This is a genomic window from Metabacillus niabensis (genome assembly GCF_020524345.1).
GTDB classification, from domain to species: Bacteria; Bacillota; Bacilli; order Bacillales; family Bacillaceae; genus Metabacillus; species Metabacillus niabensis_B.
Genome location: NZ_JAIVLH010000014.1, coordinates 1 through 15,884 on the forward strand (window position 1 = coordinate 1; position 15,884 = coordinate 15,884).

Genomic DNA, 15,884 nt, shown 5'->3' on the forward strand with positions numbered 1-15,884 from the left:
GTTGTCCTTCTTGATATTCTTTCACTACCATAAGCTTAAATTTTTCATCATATCTAGACATTAATAAAACACCCCAAAAGTTAGATTCTTTACTCTAACTTTTGGGGTGCAGTTCAAATTTGTGGGGGGTTTTTTATTTGTAAAGTACAATCAATCTGAAAAATAGTAAGAAAGCTGCTCAAATAATTCCATAAATAGATTGATGCTAGTGTTAAAACTTTTTCTATGGTAGAGTGGAACATGTGTCATTTGGTAGAATAAAAAGGTCTTTTGTTATATTTGAAATATAATTGTAATATTATATACATTGTTTTGTCATTTTTTGATGATATACTACTAATTGTGGCAAATCTGAGTATAAAGTAATATTTTTAATAGATACATAGGAAAAAATACTGATTGTACGAGAGAAACGAAAGTAGGGAAGAGAATGTCGAAAAAGAAACTAGTTATCATGAATTTAGCAGTCATGATCGGATTAGGAAGTTCATTTGCTATTCCTTCGGCTAACGCTGAAACGGCAGAGCGTACAGAAATTCAGGAAAATATAAAAGATGCAACTCAAGATGTAGAGAAAATACAACAAGAGTTGGCTGAATTAAAAAAGCAAAGCGAACGTGTTGAAGCAGCAATTAATGATAACACAAAGAAAATTGAAGAAACTGAATCAAAAATAGAAACAGCTCAAACTGAAATCTCAACAATGGAATCAGAGATTGCAAAGCTGGAAAAAGCAATTAAAGAGAGAACAGATATTTTAAAACAACGTGCAATTTCTTACCAACATAGTGGTGGTAATGTAGAGTATATAGATGTGTTATTAGGTTCTAATAGTTTTAGTGATTTTGTCAATCGTGCTGTTGCAGTGGGTAAGATTGTTGAAGCTGACCGTGCAATGATTCAACAACAAGAAGCAGACGAACAAGAATTAAATGAAAAGAAAGTTTCAAAAGTTGAAGCGCTTTCAGATTTAGAAGGTATGAAATCAGAGTTAGAGGGTATGCAGGAACAAATCCTAACTCAAAAAAAGGAAAATGATACTTTAATAGGACAACTAAAAGATGAAGAAACTGCAAAACTAGCTGCAGTAAATAGCCTTAAGCAAAAAGAAGCGAATTTAGCTGCTCAAGAAGCTGCGGCTGCTGCAATCGCTCAGGGTTCATCAAATTCATCAAATTCATCAAATGATTCTTCTAGTGATTCATCAAGTTCAGTAAAACTAGCAAAAGGAACTTCTTCTAAAACGACAACTGTTGAATCTACACCTGTAAATCCGAATGGAACAGTGAATGATTTAATTCGTGCTGGGTATAAGTATATCGGAAACTCAGTTTATGTCTTTGGTGGCGGAAGAAATTCCTATGATGTAGCAAATGGTCGCTTTGATTGTTCTGGATTTGTGCATTGGGCATTCTCTACAATAGGAGTAAGCGTAGGTGCAAGCACTGACTCTCTTAAATATGCAGGTAAACAGGTTTCTACAAGCAATATGCAACCTGGAGACTTAGTATTCTTTAACACTTACAAAACAGATGGACATGTTGGCATCTATGTAGGTGGAGGTAAATTTATCGGATCACAAAGCTCAACTGGTGTAGCTATTGCTGATATGTCCAGCGGTTATTGGGCTCAAAAATTTAACGGACGTGTAGTACGCGTAAGCATGTAATACTTTTTAAAAGCTGACACATAATTGTCAGCTTTTTGTTTTGAAAAAATACTTATGTACTTAATAAATTCCCAATTCCAATATATCTAAACATGTTTTTGATAAAAATTATGAAGAAGAAACTTGCAATTCAAGAGCCTATATAATAGAATATAAATCGTAATAATTACGTTTTATACTAATTTTTAGTTAAAATTATTCTGTGGGTATAAAATATAAATCGTAATAATATCGATTTGTAAAAGGAGAAAGATGAATGGCCAAAAGAAAAATTCCTGTAACAGTGTTAAGTGGATATTTAGGTGCGGGCAAAACAACATTATTAAATCATATTTTAATGAACAAAGAAAATAGGAGGATTGCTGTAATAGTCAATGATATGAGTGAAGTCAATATTGATGCCTCACTTATTAAACAAGGAGGTTTTACGAGGACAGATGAAAAGCTTGTTCAACTTCAAAATGGATGTATTTGTTGTACACTTCGAGAAGATCTAATTGTTGAAGTGAAAAAGCTTGTGGAACAAGGGGATATTGATTATTTAGTTATTGAATCTACCGGTATTTCTGAGCCGATACCTGTGGCACAAACTTTTTCATATATAGATGAGGAACTCGGAATTAATTTAACTGATAGTTGTGTTCTTGATGCGATGATTACTGTGGTTGATGCGAACAGGTTTTGGCATGATTTTGCTTCAGGGGAAACATTACTTGATCGAAAAGAAGCGACAGATCTATCTGATACGAGAGAAGTAGTTGATTTACTTATAGATCAAATCGAATTCGCCAACATTCTACTATTAAATAAAACAGACTTGGTAAATGAAGAGGATGCTAAGGAATTAAGTGGAGTAATCCATAAGTTAAATCCTAAAGCCAAGATTATTGAAACCAGTTTTTCAAAGGTTTCATTGGCTGAAATTTTAGATACAGAGTTATTTGATTTTGAGGAGGCTAGTCAAGCCGCTGGATGGATTCAGGAGCTTGTTAATGAACATATACCTGAAACAGAAGAGTATGGTATTTCGTCATTTGTTTACAAACAAAAGCGTCCATTTCATCCAGAAAGATTTATGACCTGGTTAGAAAACTGGCCAGTTGACGTTGTTAGAGCAAAAGGATTTTTTTGGCTCGCATCGAGAAACGAAATAACAGGTCTTCTCTCTCAGGCTGGCCCCTCTATCACCATTCAAGGTGCAGGTGAATGGATTGCAACATATCCAGTGGAAGAACAAGAGGTCATTTTGAAAGAGGAACCAGAGTTGCTTAAAAAATGGGATAAACGTTATGGTGATCGCATAACGGAATTAGTGATGATTGGAATTGATATGAACCGTGATGAAATTGAAGCAAGTCTTAATCTATGTTTATTAACAGATGCTGAAATGCAACAAAACTGGTCTCAGTTTAATGATCCACTTCCAGCATTTGACGTAGCAAACTAAAAATTAGGAGGAAAAATAATGAGAGTAAATATTACATTAGCATGCACAGAAACAGGAGACCGTAATTATATTACAACAAAAAATAAACGAAACAATCCAGATCGAATTGAATTGAAAAAGTATTGCCCGCGATTAAAAAGATATACTTTACATCGTGAAACTAAATAAAAAATTAGGTAAGAATGAAAAAGACTGTCACCTAAGACAGTCTTTTTTATTCGTTCGGAAGATTATATGGAGAGTAGTATAAAAATGATTGACTACCTTTAAGGACTTTGCAATGAAGCAAATTTTCTAACATGAAAAGGAATCGTTGTCATGACAGATTGTACAAATTAATGAGTTTATTTTTCAAAATGTAACATATTTTATAGAAATTTGAATAAAGTGATAAAAAAGAAGGATATTTATCAGTTTTTGTCTAATATCATTAAGGCATTCACACAATGAAAGTGGTGAAAAAGTGAACTCGATATCTGGATCAGGTTGTTCGGTTGAAGAGAAGGTAATTAAGTTTTTGGAGAAAGTACAGAGTGAGTTTTTAGGAATGTGGCTAGAAAATGTTATTGTAACTGAAAATGATATCTTCAAAGATCGGGTAGGGCATAATGGATACGAAATGTATCAATTGGTCAAAAAATCTTTGTTGCAGACAACAAGTGATGATGAACTGAAAGAGCTTGCTTATAAAGTAGCAAAGGAACGCGTACTAAGTAAAAGCAATATCGGAGAGTTTGTTTTCAATATGAATATAGGAAGAAGCACGCTTATTAAATATGTCAACAAGTCAGGTGTTTCTATCCAGGAACTTCAGCCAATCATTGACAGAATTAACGATCATTTCGACAGGTATTGTTTTCATGCTGTTACAAGATATACAGAGTTAAAAGATATTGAGATAAATGAAAAAATGCTTTTTGTGAATCAGTCACATAAAGATCGATTATCACTACTAGGTCAAATGTCTTCAAGTTTTGTGCATGAATTTAGAAATCCATTAACATCTGTGATGGGATTTATGAAGTTGCTAAAAAATGAGCATCCCAATTTAAAATATATGGATACGATTGAACATGAGTTGGATCAGTTAAAGTTTAGAATTACTCAATTCTTACATGCTTCCAGGTTAGATTCCGGAGAAAAAACGCACAAAGAGATTCAAGTAGACAACCTCTTTTCTGATATTATTTCTTTTTTATACCCGAGTATAGTAGATGGGGATGTAAATGTATCAACCTCTATTGATCCTAATTGCAAGATAATAGCTGCAAAGGATGAAATAAAACAAGTGTTGGTTAATATCATTTTAAATTCCATTGATGCTTTAAAACAAAAAAATTCTATGGAGCGTAATCTATGGATTACCTGTGAAAAAACTGAACATACAATCTTCTTTAAGATAACAAATAATGGCCCTAAAATCCCCGAAGAAATAAGGGAAACGATTTTTGAACCTTTTTACACAACTAAGAGCTTTGGAACGGGAATTGGATTATATGTTTGTAAATCAATCATAGAAAAACATCATGGAACCATTTTTTGCGAATCAGATCAGCATCAAACCTCTTTTGTGATTAGATTACCTGAAAAAGTAGAATGAACCGATCTTAATTGTTATTGAGATCGGTTTTTTTAGGTTTTTATTGAAATAAGAAATTTCTCAAAATTTCAGTTTTTGCCTATTTATCTTTTTAAGTACTTCATGTTATACTAAACAACGTAACATATGTTCATTTAATTATGAACGAAATTTCGCATAAAGGGGTTACGATAATGAAAATAGGTGTAGTTCATTTTGGTTGTGCTTCAGCAGGCACAGCACAGATCGTTCGTACCCTAGTAGAAGAACTTTCCAGTCAAAGTTACAATGTTATTGGGATTGAATGGGACGATACAGCAAAAAAGCTAAATCTAAAGGCACTTAATGAGAATACATATGGTTCTTTTGGTGCAAATTCCTATGTATTGAATGCTTTTCCAATTACTATATGGAACGATCAAATATCCGTACTTGCTAGTGAATTAACAGAGCTTGATCAGGTTATTTTATTAGGGGATACAAAAGTTAATGTAACCGATTTTGCAGGAAAATTACTGCAAGTACCTGTTAGTATCTTTAATAACATTGACGATTCAGAACTCACTTTGGGTTATGATACTGCGCTAAATTCGATTGTGGAAAATATTGAAAGAGTAAGAGATACAGCCAGTTCTTTATCTTACGGGAAGGTACGAGTTTTTAACGTGCAAATTCCTGGTGCAGAGAATTCGAGGTTATTACATGACACAGCACTGGCTGTTGAAGCTGAAGTAGTGGAGCGAGTTGATTCAACACTGATTGCTCTTTTGAAACAACATATTAAACAAAAAGAAGTGAACAATGAAGGATACACCTTTTTCATGATGGATCAAGATGTTGATCCTGTTGCATTAGAAGAACAATTTGGAGAATTTGACCTTGATTGGAAAGTCGTTGTGATCGATGAATCACAATGCAGTGGTCCATATCCGACTGCATTAGATCGACTTCTCACAAATCAATTGAAAAAAGCAATTGTTGAATGGTCTACATCAGATCAACCATCAGGTCAATTAATTATAAAAGATAAAAAAGCAGTATTAAAAGAAATATCATATTCGGAGGGAATATAATGAGCGAATTAACAAAAGTAGAAAAATTATCAATTGAAACGATCCGTACATTATCAATTGATGCAATTGAAAAAGCAAACTCAGGTCACCCGGGGATGCCAATGGGTACAGCACCTATGGCGTATACGTTATGGACAAAATTCATGAATGTTAACCCTTCTAATCCTGAATGGTTTAATAGAGATCGTTTTGTATTATCAGCTGGACATGGTTCTATGCTTTTATACAGCCTTCTTCACCTTACAGGTTATGATGTATCAATGGATGATTTAAAATCATTCAGACAATGGGGAAGTAAAACTCCAGGACACCCTGAATTCGGGCATACACCAGGGGTAGATGCAACAACTGGTCCACTTGGACAAGGAATTGCGATGGCAGTTGGGATGGCAATGGCTGAGCGTCATTTAGCTGAAACATACAACAAACCATCTTTCAACGTTGTAGATCATTTCACATATGCAATCTGTGGTGATGGAGACCTAATGGAAGGTATTTCTTCTGAGGCAGCATCATTAGCAGCACATTTAAAACTTGGACGTTTAGTTGTACTTTATGATTCAAACGATATTTCTTTAGATGGTGATCTTGATCGTTCATTCTCTGAAAATGTTGAACAACGTTTCACAGCACAAGGTTGGCAAGTAATTCGTGTTGAAGACGGAAATGATTTGAACGAAATTTCAAATGCAATTGAACAAGCGAAACAAGATTTAAACCGTCCTACGTTAATTGAAGTAAAAACAACAATCGGATTTGGTTCTCCGAATAAATCTGGTAAATCTGCTTCACACGGTTCTCCACTAGGTGCAGATGAAATTAAATTAACAAAAGAGGCTTATGAGTGGACTTTTGAACAAGATTTCCATGTTCCAAATGAAGTATACGACCACTTTAACAAAACAGTGAAAGAAGCTGGAAGTGCAAAAGAAAATGAATGGAATGAATTAGTAGCAGGATATGAAAATGAGTATCCGGAGCTTGCAAAACAATTCAAAGATGCTATCAGCGGCGAGCTTCCAGAAGGTTGGGATAAAGACATTCCAGTATACGAAGAAGGATCAAGCCTTGCATCACGTGCTTCTTCAGGAGAAGTATTAAATGGAATTGCGAAAAACCTTCCATCATTCTTTGGTGGTTCAGCAGATTTAGCTGGTTCTAATAAAACAACAATTAGCGGTAGCGGTGATTTCACAAGCGAAGATTACAGCGGCCGTAACATTTGGTTTGGTGTTCGCGAATTCGCAATGGGTGCAGCATTAAACGGTATGGCACTTCACGGTGGCTTACATGTATTCGGTGGAACATTCTTTGTATTCTCTGATTACTTACGCCCTGCAATCCGCCTAGCGGCACTTATGAATTTACCAGTAACATATGTATTCACACATGACAGTATTGCTGTTGGTGAAGACGGTCCAACACATGAGCCGGTAGAACAACTTGCATCATTACGTGCAATGCCGAATCTTTCAGTGGTTCGCCCTGCAGACGGTAATGAAACAGCTGCAGCATGGAAAACAGCTATCGAGTCTAAATCAACTCCAACTGCACTTGTTTTAACTCGTCAAAACTTACCTACAATTAAAGGAACAAAAGATACGGCTTATGAAGGTGTTCAAAAAGGTGCTTATGTCGTTTCACCTGCTGGAAAAGAAACAGCAGATGTTCTTTTACTAGCATCAGGTTCTGAAGTAGGATTAGCAGTAGAAGCACAACAAGCTCTTGCTCAAGAAGGCATTGAGGCAGCTGTTGTAAGTATGCCTGCATGGGATCGCTTCGAAAAGCAATCTGTTGAATACAAGCGTTCTGTCCTTCCTAAAGAAGTGAAAAAGCGTCTTGCAATTGAAATGGGATCTCCACTAGGATGGGATCGTTATTCAGGAGATGAAGGTGATATTTTAGCTATCAATACATTTGGTGCATCTGCTCCGGCAAATCGTATTCTAGCTGAATATGGCTTCACTGTTGAAAACGTAGTAGCTCGTGTGAAAAAATTAATTGCTGAATAATAGATCAAACAACAGAGGCTGACGTATGTATAATGTCAGCCTCTCATTTGTCATAGGAAAAGGCTCTTTCCTTTAAGATTGTTGTTTTTCCCAACACTTATTACAAAGCAACAAAGTTTGAAGAAATAGCCTATAAAAAAGATAATTAGGTGCTGTAAATGGAAAAAGATAAACTTAATAAAATTGTTGAAGCGGCCAGACTTTATTATCAATTAGACTATAGTCAGCAGGAAATTGCGAAAAAATTGGATGTTTCAAGACCAACTGTTTCCCGATTGCTTAAACAAGCAAAAGACTTGGGAATTGTTGAAATTAAAATCAATAATCCCACGGAAGCAGACGAATTATTAACTGAGCGTATAAAAGAAAAATTTGGACTAAAGGAAGTTGTCGTTGTATCTTTATCAGAGTATGACAATCGTTATATCAAACAACAGCTTGGAGAAGTAGCCGCAAACTATCTTCATAAAATTGTTAAGGATCATGATGTTATTGCGACATCTTGGGGTACGACAGTTTATGAAGTAGCAATGAGGTTAAAGCAAAGACCATTAAGTCATACAACCATCGTTCAACTAAATGGCGGTGTAAGTCATTCGGAAACAAAAACCTATGCATCTGAAATTATTCATTTATTTGGTGAGGCCTTCCACACGCAAACGTTTTTGTTACCGCTGCCAGCTATCGTGGATCACATTGTTGTGAAACAAGCGATTGAAGCAGATCGCCATATTCATAAAATCCTTGATCTTGGTAAAAAAGCGAATATTGCAATCTTTAGTGTAGGAACACCTGTTGTTGACTCAGTATTATTACAGGCAGAGTATTTGTCCAGAGAAGATCAGCATCTTATACAATCCAAAGCAGCTGGTGAAATTTGCTCTCGCTTTTTCGATAAAAATGGAGAAATTTGTGTGGAGAGCTTAAATAACCGTACGATTGGAATTGAGCTGAATGAACTGGCCAAAAAGGAAAAATCGATATTAGTTGCCGGTGGTCCGAAAAAAGTAGAGGCTATATATGGTGCACTTAAAGGCAAGTATGCAAATGTATTGATCACAGATCAACAGACGGCAAATATTCTAGCAGATATGGGATCATAGTTGTCTAGACTTGAAAATTACGTTATCGTCATTTATAAGGAGGGAACGATATGAGATTATCTGGTAAAAAGATTTTAAGCTTTGTCCATGAAGATTTTGAAGATTTGGAGCTGTGGTATCCCATTCATCGCTTGCGTGAGGAAGGAGCTACTGTTCACCTTGCTGGTGAAGAAGCAAATTTTACGTATAAAGGAAAATATGGTGTACCGGCAACATCAGATGTTGACTTTAAACAAGTCAATCCTAACGACTATGATGCCTTATTAGTTCCAGGTGGCTGGGCCCCGGACAAGCTTCGCCGTTTTAAGGAAGTTATTGAGATCACTCAGCATATGGAGGAGCAGAAAAAGCCGATCGGACAGATCTGTCATGCAGGCTGGGTGCTAATATCAGCGAAGATTTTGCAAGGGAAAAAAGTAACGAGTACACCGGGAATTCGCGACGATATGGAAAATGCCGGTGCAACCTGGTTAGATGAAGCAGTTGTAGTTGATGGACATCTTGTCTCAAGTCGACGCCCACCAGATTTACCTGATTACATGAGAGAATTTATTAAAGTAGTAGAAAACAAATAAGTTTTTATGAAGCCCGATTTTTATGTCTTGTAGAAATCGGGTTTATTCGTTTATACTGTGAAAAAGTAGGAAGAGGAGACGGTCGAAAATGGAATATACATATAAAGTCCATGATCAAATCAGTGCATTAGAATTATCTCAAGTGTTTAAAGCATCAGGAATCAAAAGACCCGTAGATGATTTACCTCGGTTACAGCGTATGCTTGATAAAGCGGATATTACCATTACTGCAAGATTTCGCGGGAAAGTCATAGGGGTAGCCCGTGCAATAACTGATTTTAACTATTGCTGTTATTTATCAGACTTAGCCATTGATAACGAACATCAAAAACAAGGAATCGGTAAAGAACTTGTTCGATTGCTTCAAGAAGAGATAGGTGAGGAAGTATCCCTCTTATTACTCGCTTCGCAGGAAGCGATGGAATATTACCCGAAAATTGGTTTTACAGTAATCGATAATGGATTTTTAATTCGTCGTAAACGATGAATATTGATACAAAGGCAGACAATGAGTCTGTCTTTTTTTTTTTATTTTTACACCCATATATGCTTAAAATGGTGCAATAGCAGCAAAAAGGTTCAACGTTTTTACATAAGACGCATTCTACCAGCAGATTTACAGCACTTCATCACCTTCCAATCAAATATACGTCTCAAGCCTTAGATCATTTTACACCTCAAGGCAATTATCGTTTCCACATTTTGTTATTAAAATAAGGTCTGTAGTAATGAATGGATCATACTTCTTTTGACTCAGGTATGAAAGGAGCACAGCGTTTTATTAAAAATAAATGGAACTTGAAAGGAGAAATTAGCAAATGTCATGGTTTACGAAATGGTCATTTAAAAACAAAGCAGCTGTTTTCTTAATGTCTGCGATTATTCTTGTTATGGGTGTTCTTAGTTATTTCCGACTTCCAATGGAGTTTTTACCTTCTGCAGACCAGCCGTTTATTTCGGTTGTGACGATGGGGAACGGGGTTGATGCGAGCACGATGGAAGAGCAGGTGACAACCCCGATTGAAGAAGCAGTAGAGAGTATGAATGGAAAGCTAAATGTGTTTTCGACTACAGGTGATGGATATTCCTCTGTTGATATTCACCTTGAATCTAGTGTGGATAAGAAAGAAGCAAAACGGGAGATTGAAGAGGCCCTCTCAAATCTAACACTCCCGGAAAATGTTATGAAGCCAAACATCGTACAGTTAAATACCTCAATGATTCCTGTTTCCTATATTGCTCTTACGTTTGATAAAGGAATCAGTCCGGAAACTGTTCAGTATGCACAGGATGAAATTGTGCCGCAATTTCAAGATATTAAAGGTGTAGCAGAAATTCAAACAAACGGTATTATTCCTTCTTTTGTTTCTGTCAAACTTAATGAAAAAAAGATGGCTGAAAAAAATGTTTCAATTGAACATATTATGACAATGCTTCAGGGCCAAAATACCGCTGCGGCTGTTTCGGAAACGACAGTTGATGGTAAATCGGCAAATATAAAAGTGATTGGTAATTTAAAAACGATAGAAGATCTTGAAGATACAGAAGTGGCTCCAAATGTTCCGCTGCATGAAGTCGCATCCATCTCAATGGAAAAGCAGGAAGGCAATTTAACCAAAGTAAATGGTGCTGATGCTCTTACATTTGTTGTCACAAAGGACAGTCAATCAAATGCAGTTACGATTAGTAAAGAGGTGGAAAACGTATCAAAAGAAATAAACGAAAATTATGATGATTTAGAAACAACCGTCATTTTAGCATCTGCCGATATGGTCGAATCTTCCGTCCACAGTATGATAAAAGAAGTATTACTTGGTGCTTTGTTTGCAACAATTGTCATTATGTTATTTTTAAGAAATTTACGTTCAACATTGATTACAATCGTCTCCATTCCATTGTCATTAGGCTTTACTCTATTTTTATTAGCTCAATCCGGTGTGACATTAAATATTTTAACACTTGGTGGAGTGGCTGTGGCAGTTGGCCGACTTGTTGATGATAGTATTGTTGTTATTGAAAATATCTTTAGAAGAGCACAAACAGAGAAATTTTCAGTTAGCATGGTCATTGAGGCAACAAAAGAAGTAGGCTCTGCCATTACTTCATCGACATTAACGACAGTTGCCGTTTTCTTACCGATGGGATTACTTAATGGCGGTCTGCAGGATTTTCTCTTACCATTTGCATTAACCATTACGTACTCATTGTTAGCTTCTTTAATTGTGGCGTTAACAATTGTCCCTGTTATGAGTGCAGGATTACTTAAAAACGCCAAAATAAAAGAGCATAAGCCATCCGTACGTTTTTCAGCATTTTTGACATGGTCCTTAAATCATAAGTGGGTCGTCTTTTTAACAGCGATCATCCTTTTTGCAGGATCAATAGGAGCATATTTTGTTCTTCCTAAAGGTTCTGTGAATAAAACGCAAGCTGATTATGTTTTTGTATCATTAGCATATCCGAATGATACACCTATTGAAAAAGTAAAAGAAGAGTCTGTGAAGCTTGAAAACTATATACTGGAACAAAAAGAATTGGAAAATATGTATCTTCAGCTTGGAAATTCTGCTGATGCAGCGAAATATGGTGCTGTTGGAAACCCGACAGAAACTCAGATTATGGCGATCTTAAAAGAAGATGCAGATATGAGTGAATTTATTGAAAAAGTCCTTGCTCAGAAGGATGAATATAGCGATGCTACCTTAGAGGCTGCAGAAGCTTCAATGATGGGTGGTGGAAGTACGTCAATTACAATTGATATTATTGGGGATAACCTTAATGACCTGGTGACTGTTTCAGAGAATATACAACAGAAAGTAAAGGATATTGATGGAGTTGAAGAGGTCACAACAAACCAGGAAGAAACAAAAAAAGTCTATTCATTTGTTGTTAATCCGAGTATGGCGAAGGCTGATCAAATTGCCCAACAAGCTGCTGTAATGCTGAATCAAACACCACTTGGTTCAATTGAAGTAAATGATCAACAAACAATGGTTATGCTGGAACCTGTGTATACACCGGAAACGAAAAAAGATCTATCAGAGGTTCCAATTATGACACAGGCAGGGATAACAACGATTTCAGAGGTTGCAGAATTAAGAGAGAACGAAGAACCAACCACCTCATTCCATAAAGATGGAAAACAATATATAAGAGTAACGGCGAATGTTGAACCCGAAAAGCTTTCAATCATTTCAACAGAAGTAAACACTGAAATTTTCGGAAGTGAAGATATCGAGGGAATTGACCTACCGGAAGATGTTGAAGTGTTTGTTGGTGGTGCAAGTGCAGATCAAGCGAGTGATTTTAATGATTTGTTTATGACGATGTTAGCATCCATCGGAATTGTCTTTCTCATCATGGTCATTACGTTTAAAACCATTCGTGCACCGATTGCTATTCTCTTTTCACTGCCACTTGCAGCAATTGGAGCGATCCTTGGGATTATCATTAGTGGAATAACAGTTGATATAACCTCATTATTGGGAGCACTCATGCTTATTGGAATTGTCGTGACGAATGCCATTGTGTTATTAGATCGAGTAAAACAAAATGAAGAAACGATGATAATTCGTGATGCCATTGTTGAAGCGGCAACCATTCGAATGAGACCGATCATTATGACAGCTGTTGCAACAATTTCAGCTATGCTTCCTCTGTTATTTAAAGAAGCGGAGGCAGGCAACTTAGTTTCTGCAAGTCTAGCAGTTGTTGTTATTGGCGGATTAAGTGTTGCAACATTGTTAACGCTTGTTGTAATTCCTGCTGTGTATGAATTGTTATACTTTAGGAAGTCAAAAAGGCAACGTAAATTAGCAGAAAAACAAGAGAAGACAATGGCTGTTTGATAGAGAGAGTATTTAAGAATAGAGCGCCGGGTAAATGTATACTCGGCCTCTATTAATTTTGAAAAAGTTCGGGACAACAAAAGCAGTTACTGTTTATTTCAATAATGATTCTGCACCATCAATAAAGATTTCTGTTCCAGTTATATGGGAAGATAAGTCAGAAGCTAAAAATGTAACCAAATCAGCAACCTGTTCCGCATTCCCCGGTTTATGGTCGAGAGGTTGGTCTCCCTCAGGGAAAACGATAGGGATTTCAATCTTTTTTAGGTCAGAAGATTGATGGATTGACTCTTGAATATTTGTTTCAATGGCACCAGGACAAATCGCATTAACCCGGATTTTATATCGGGCAAGTTCTAATGCAGCCATTTTCATAAATGCAATCTGTCCAGCTTTTGAAGTACTATAAGCGGTAAAGCCGGTTTGTGAGAAAATGCGGTTACCACTAACAGAGCTTGTAATAATAATACTGCCTCCGCTATCTTTCATAAAAGGAATTGCATATTTAACTGTTAAAAAAGTTCCTGTTAAATTAGTATTTATAGTACGCTCCCAATCTTCCTCATTCATCGTTTCAATCGGGGCCATTTCTCCAGCTATACCCGCATTAGCAAATAAAATATCTACCCTTTTCCACTCAGCCTTTGCTGCTTTTATTCCCTCTAGTATTTCCTGTGATGAATTGATATCACACTTTTTAGCAATGGCTTTACCACCAACATGTTCAATTTGTTTCTTTACGTTATTCGCATGCTCAATATTAATATCTAGCAAACACACTTTTGCTCCTTCACTTACTAAGCGAAAGGCTGTTGCACGCCCTAACCCGGAACCGGCACCAGTGATAACAGCTACTCTTCCTTTTAAATTATGATTATTTACCATGATTTTGAAGTCCTTTCCTATTTTTATATTTCTTATATATTTAACAGGAATCAGATATCGTAAACTAAATAACCATTGGATTATAAGATGAGAAGGAAAGATGAAACTTTTATTCTATCTTTTCGTAATATGAGAGGGAGTAAAAGGAATGGGAAAATAATGATAAATAGACAAAATAAGGGTGATGATATGATTAATAAATATTGGTTTATCTCTTTATTCTTAATTCTACTTATTTGTGCAGGTTGTACGAATGAAGGTGAAAAATTAGCAACATCATCAAATGAGAAGAAAGATGAAAAAGCAGTAGCAAAACAGGAAGATATGAACAAAGGGGATCTATCAGATATAAATGAGCTTTCCACTTCTGTAACAGTAGAGTCTTTAATGAAATTTCAAGCAGGAGAATTAACTAATAATATTACCTATGAAGAAGATACAGAGCAAGTCCTATGGGGACTCGAAGAACTTGACCCTCAATACATAAATAACATGAAAGAAGTATTGGAGCCATTAGCGGAGGAAACGGACAATCCGGAAAAACTGATGAAAGCATTAGTGTATTATACAGGGAGCCCGAGCTATGATGAAATTGTCCGGGATTTAGATTCGTTTACTCCGGGATTTAATGAGCCGCTTCTTCCTCGCCCTGAACAGGTTTCGAAAAGTGAAGGTGCTAAGAAGGAAAACTATTCTTTTATTTTACTTGATGCTAGTTCAAGTATGTTACTAGACTCAGAAGGAAAGCTGCGCATGGATATCGCAAAAGAGGCTGTTGAAAGCTTTGCAAAAGCTATTGGTGATACAAGTCAGGTTTCACTTGTAGCATTTGGTCATCGAGGTGATGAGTCTGATAGTGGTAAGGAAGAGTCATGTTCGAAAATAGAAGAAGTTTATAAGATGGGAGTTTTTGATGCTGAGCGTTTCAATCAATCTCTTTCTACGGTTGAAGCGAAAGGGTGGACCCCTTTAGCAACAGCAATTGAAAAGACGAGAGAATTCAGTAAGGATCTTAATGGTCAAATCACCATTTATATTGTCAGCGATGGTGTGGAAACATGTGATGGAAATCCTACTAAAGCAGCAGAGCAATTTGTTAAGGAGAAAGGTGCACACAATGTTTCTGTCAATATAATTGGTTTTCAGGTGGATAATGGAGCGGAAAACCAGTTAAAAGCTGTTGCAAATGCAGGGAAGGGAGAATATTTTGCGGCGAATGGTGAAGAAGAGTTATTATCCACCATTGAGTATGAATGGCTTCCTTCCATGCTAGAGCTCACTTGGGCTCCAGTTAATTATGTTCCAGATGGATGGGAGATTTTTCGCGAAACTGAGCGGATTACGGACTTAACAAATGGATGGACTGCCTCAATGACAAGAGAAAAACAACGATTTCAAGAAGGGTTAAAGATTTGGGAAGAACAAGGGATTTTAACAGAGGAGACATTAACTAAAATTGAAGAATTAGTGGCAGTTCGAGAAGAGGAATTAACGCGTCTTAAAGATGAGTTACAAGAACGAAATAAGAAGGAAATTGATTCGAAAGTAAACGAGATAAAAGAAAAAGTAGATAAATGGGTTGAAGAAATGAAAAAATTAAAGGAACAGACTCAATAGGCAAACAAAAAAGATGAACTCTGGATTGGTTAGAGTTCATCTTTTTATGGAAATGACAAGGTGTTTCTCCTTTATT

The 15,884-nt window shown here is 36.2% G+C and carries 12 protein-coding genes; 11 read left to right on the forward strand and 1 reads right to left on the reverse strand.

All coding sequences use genetic code 11. The features are described 5' to 3' along the window. The first annotated feature begins 454 nt into the window (after positions 1-454). The 10 genes from LC095_RS15650 (at position 455) to LC095_RS15695 (ending at position 13,306) form a co-directional block, all read left to right on the forward strand. Positions 455-1,669: a coiled-coil domain-containing protein gene (locus LC095_RS15650; RefSeq protein ID WP_226529038.1), complete on the forward strand. Its 1,215-nt coding sequence runs from the start codon at positions 455-457 to the stop codon at positions 1,667-1,669. A gap of 256 nt (positions 1,670-1,925) precedes the next feature. Next, entirely contained in the window at positions 1,926-3,116 is a 1,191-nt protein-coding gene (locus tag LC095_RS15655; RefSeq protein WP_226529039.1) for a GTP-binding protein, read from the forward strand. An 18-nt stretch (positions 3,117-3,134) separates the two neighbouring features. Then, positions 3,135-3,284, forward strand: a complete 150-nt coding sequence (gene rpmG / locus LC095_RS15660; protein ID WP_026559107.1) for a 50S ribosomal protein L33 — start codon at positions 3,135-3,137, stop codon at positions 3,282-3,284. A 295-nt stretch (positions 3,285-3,579) separates the two neighbouring features. Further along, the gene (locus LC095_RS27115) at positions 3,580-4,716 is read left to right on the forward strand and encodes a histidine kinase N-terminal domain-containing protein (RefSeq protein WP_226529040.1); all 1,137 of its coding nucleotides are present in this window, start codon (positions 3,580-3,582) and stop codon (positions 4,714-4,716) included. A gap of 173 nt (positions 4,717-4,889) precedes the next feature. After that, the gene (locus LC095_RS15670) at positions 4,890-5,768 is read left to right on the forward strand and encodes a 6-phosphofructokinase (protein ID WP_226529041.1); all 879 of its coding nucleotides are present in this window, start codon (positions 4,890-4,892) and stop codon (positions 5,766-5,768) included. After that, complete coding sequence (tkt, locus tag LC095_RS15675; protein ID WP_226529042.1) at positions 5,768-7,780, forward strand: transketolase; 2,013 nt, start codon at positions 5,768-5,770, stop codon at positions 7,778-7,780. The genes LC095_RS15670 and tkt overlap by 1 nt, the downstream gene beginning before the upstream one ends. Before the next feature lie 158 nt (positions 7,781-7,938). After that, entirely contained in the window at positions 7,939-8,883 is a 945-nt protein-coding gene (locus tag LC095_RS15680; RefSeq protein ID WP_078431372.1) for a sugar-binding transcriptional regulator, read from the forward strand. 50 nt (positions 8,884-8,933) lie between these two features. Continuing rightward, a complete protein-coding gene (locus LC095_RS15685) occupies positions 8,934-9,458 on the forward strand; it encodes a type 1 glutamine amidotransferase domain-containing protein (protein ID WP_226529043.1) in 525 nt (174 codons plus the stop codon). A gap of 88 nt (positions 9,459-9,546) precedes the next feature. Then, positions 9,547-9,945 (forward strand): GNAT family N-acetyltransferase, encoded by a 399-nt coding sequence (locus tag LC095_RS15690; RefSeq protein ID WP_226529044.1) that lies wholly within the window; start codon positions 9,547-9,549, stop codon positions 9,943-9,945. A gap of 331 nt (positions 9,946-10,276) precedes the next feature. Beyond that, positions 10,277-13,306, forward strand: a complete 3,030-nt coding sequence (locus LC095_RS15695; RefSeq protein ID WP_226529045.1) for an efflux RND transporter permease subunit — start codon at positions 10,277-10,279, stop codon at positions 13,304-13,306. Between the two features lie 93 nt (positions 13,307-13,399). On the opposite strand, the gene LC095_RS15700 is transcribed toward LC095_RS15695, so the two are convergent. Continuing rightward, a complete protein-coding gene (locus LC095_RS15700; protein WP_226529046.1) occupies positions 13,400-14,191 on the reverse strand; it encodes an SDR family oxidoreductase in 792 nt (263 codons plus the stop codon). A gap of 159 nt (positions 14,192-14,350) precedes the next feature. Between LC095_RS15700 and LC095_RS15705 the strand changes: the two genes are divergently transcribed. Beyond that, entirely contained in the window at positions 14,351-15,808 is a 1,458-nt protein-coding gene (locus LC095_RS15705) for a vWA domain-containing protein (protein WP_226529047.1), read from the forward strand. Positions 15,809-15,884: the final 76 nt, after the last annotated feature.

What these genes read in the sequence shown, in the direction of transcription:
- LC095_RS15690 (WP_226529044.1), top strand. Translation starts at nt 9,547, where the DNA reads ATGGAATATACATATAAAGTCCATGATCAAATCAGTGCATTAGAATTA.
- LC095_RS15695 (WP_226529045.1), top strand. Translation starts at nt 10,277, where the DNA reads ATGTCATGGTTTACGAAATGGTCATTTAAAAACAAAGCAGCTGTTTTC.
- LC095_RS15700 (WP_226529046.1), bottom strand. Translation starts at nt 14,191, where the DNA reads ATGGTAAATAATCATAATTTAAAAGGAAGAGTAGCTGTTATCACTGGT.
- LC095_RS15650 (WP_226529038.1), top strand. Translation starts at nt 455, where the DNA reads ATGAATTTAGCAGTCATGATCGGATTAGGAAGTTCATTTGCTATTCCT.
- tkt (WP_226529042.1), top strand. Translation starts at nt 5,768, where the DNA reads ATGAGCGAATTAACAAAAGTAGAAAAATTATCAATTGAAACGATCCGT.
- LC095_RS15705 (WP_226529047.1), top strand. Translation starts at nt 14,351, where the DNA reads ATGATAAATAGACAAAATAAGGGTGATGATATGATTAATAAATATTGG.
- rpmG (WP_026559107.1), top strand. Translation starts at nt 3,135, where the DNA reads ATGAGAGTAAATATTACATTAGCATGCACAGAAACAGGAGACCGTAAT.
- LC095_RS15670 (WP_226529041.1), top strand. Translation starts at nt 4,890, where the DNA reads ATGAAAATAGGTGTAGTTCATTTTGGTTGTGCTTCAGCAGGCACAGCA.
- LC095_RS15680 (WP_078431372.1), top strand. Translation starts at nt 7,939, where the DNA reads ATGGAAAAAGATAAACTTAATAAAATTGTTGAAGCGGCCAGACTTTAT.
- LC095_RS15685 (WP_226529043.1), top strand. Translation starts at nt 8,934, where the DNA reads ATGAGATTATCTGGTAAAAAGATTTTAAGCTTTGTCCATGAAGATTTT.
- LC095_RS15655 (WP_226529039.1), top strand. Translation starts at nt 1,926, where the DNA reads ATGGCCAAAAGAAAAATTCCTGTAACAGTGTTAAGTGGATATTTAGGT.